Raw genomic sequence first — 2,088 nt, 5'->3', positions numbered from 1 at the left:
TAGGAAAACCAGATGAATCAAATTACACGCGAACAAATGCTGCAAGTATTCGAAAATCGCTGCTCCACCCGGTATTACGATCCCAACAAAAAAATCAGCCAAGAAGATTTTGCAGCGATTCTAGAATTTGCCCGCCTCTCCCCAAGCTCCGTCGGCTCTGAGCCGTGGAAATTCTTGGTGATTCAAAACAAAGCCCTGCGTGAGAAAATCAAGCCTTTCAGCTGGGGGATGCAATCCCAACTGAACGACTGCAGCCATCTGGTGATTATCCTTGCCAAGAAAAATGCCCGTTACGATACCCCGTTCTTCCGCAGTGTTGCCGAACGCAGGGGCCTGCAAGGAGAGCAACTGGAAAAAGCGTTGGCAAGATACAAAAGCTTCCAAGAAACCGACATTAAAATTGCCGACGACCAACGCGCACTATTTGACTGGAGCGGCAAGCAGACCTATATTGCTTTGGCCAATATGCTTACAGGTGCAGCGGCCATCGGTATCGATTCCTGCCCAATCGAGGGCTTCAACTACGACAAAATGAACGAAGTATTGGCAGCAGAAGGCCTGTTTGATGCCAATGAATGGGGCGTATCCGTAGCGGCAACATTCGGCTATCGCGCCAAAGAAATCACCCAAAAATCACGCAAACCGATTGAAGAAATGGTGACTTGGGTCGAATAAGCAGTTTGTATTCTCAGGGCGGCAAATACCGCCCTTTTACTTTTCTAAAAAGAGAAGCAAATTCCGTAACAACAAATACTTCTAAATTTAAAATCTGAAGGCCGTCTGAAACCATGTGTCAGAAATCCTAGATTTCATTTCACACCGTTTCAGACGGCCTGATTTAATACGCTTCTACTTAAAACGATACTTTCAAACTGCCGTAGAAGGCGCGGCCATGTTCGTTGTAAGTTTGTGCTCCGGCAGTTGTGCGGTACAGTTTTTTGTCAAACAGATTGCTGATACCGCCACGGACAGCCACGCGTTTGTTCCAGTTGTAGCCTGCATTGATACCCCAAATACCGTAAGAGCCGACTTGGGTTTGGCTGTGTTCGGAAGACAACGCTGCTACGCCTGCACGAGGATTGCCGTTTTGTTCCAAACGGTTGACTGCCACGCTGCGCGGCTTGGTGCGGCCGTAGTGGGTAAAGGTCAGATTGGCATCGAAGCGTTCGTTCGGCGTCCAAGACAATGTGCTGTTGATGGTATGTTTCGGCACCAAAGACAATGGATTGCCTTGATAATCTTCAGATTTGTGCATATAAGTGAAATTGTTGCTCCACTTGAGTGTGTCATGCAACGGAATCACCAAGTTGCCTTCGATACCTGAAATAGTCGCTTTCGGCGTATTTTCCCATTGCAGGAGCCAGTTGCCAATATTGCTGGTGGCAATGAGCTGGTCGCCGATCACGATTTTATTGCGGTACGCGTTGTGGAAATAAGTCGCCGAAGCCTGCCAGCCGTTTTTGTTGAATTCAAGACCAATCTCTTTATTGATACTGGTTTCAGGTTTCAAATTGCCATTGCCCATGTAGTAGCAGCGGACACTGTTCGGCGCATTGAGCGGACAGCCTTGACCGCGTGTGTACAGGATAAAGTCAGGATTGGTTTGATACAGGTTTGGCGCTTTATACGCACGGGCAATACCGCCTTTGACCAACCAGTTTTCGCCGATTTGATGCGAGAAGTTCAAAGCCGGACTCCAATTTCTGCCGCTGTCGCTGTTGTGGTCGAAACGGATGGCCGGAATCAGATGGGTTTTGTCGGTCAATGAAATATTGTCTTCAACGTATGCCGCCCAGTTGCGTTGAGATGCCTTACCACCGCGCGTTGCGGAGATGCCGTTAAACGCATCGGTTTTGCCTTGGTCTTTAAATCCCTGAGTATTGGAGGCAGGATCGTCCAATTTGCTGTCAGTAAATTCTGCACCAACCGTCAACACGTTATCGACACCAAGTTTGAACGGAATATTCGCTTCGCTGCTGAAGCGCAGGTTTTTCAGACGGCTTTGAACAAAATCCAAGCCTGTATAGCTGCCTTCCGGACCACCGGCCAAACCTTCAGGCAAGTGGCTGTTGATTGTGCGCTCATAAC

At 48.4% G+C, this 2,088-nt stretch carries 2 protein-coding genes; one reads left to right on the top strand and one right to left on the bottom strand.

The window, feature by feature from the left end; all coding sequences use genetic code 11:
- The first annotated feature begins 12 nt into the window (after positions 1-12).
- Entirely contained in the window at positions 13-675 is a 663-nt protein-coding gene (locus ACTHUM_RS12145) for an NAD(P)H-dependent oxidoreductase (protein WP_070461688.1), read from the top strand.
- Positions 676-853: 178 nt separating this feature from the next.
- On the opposite strand, the gene ACTHUM_RS12140 is transcribed toward ACTHUM_RS12145, so the two are convergent.
- Positions 854-2,088, bottom strand: a 1,235-nt coding sequence (locus ACTHUM_RS12140; protein ID WP_440402975.1) for a TonB-dependent receptor domain-containing protein, incomplete at its 5' end; no start/stop codon positions are given.

This window comes from Neisseria sp. P0021.S006 (assembly GCF_051956895.1).
The sequence above is the reverse complement of the archived record's forward strand: the minus strand, read 5'-3'. Positions and strand labels throughout refer to the sequence as shown.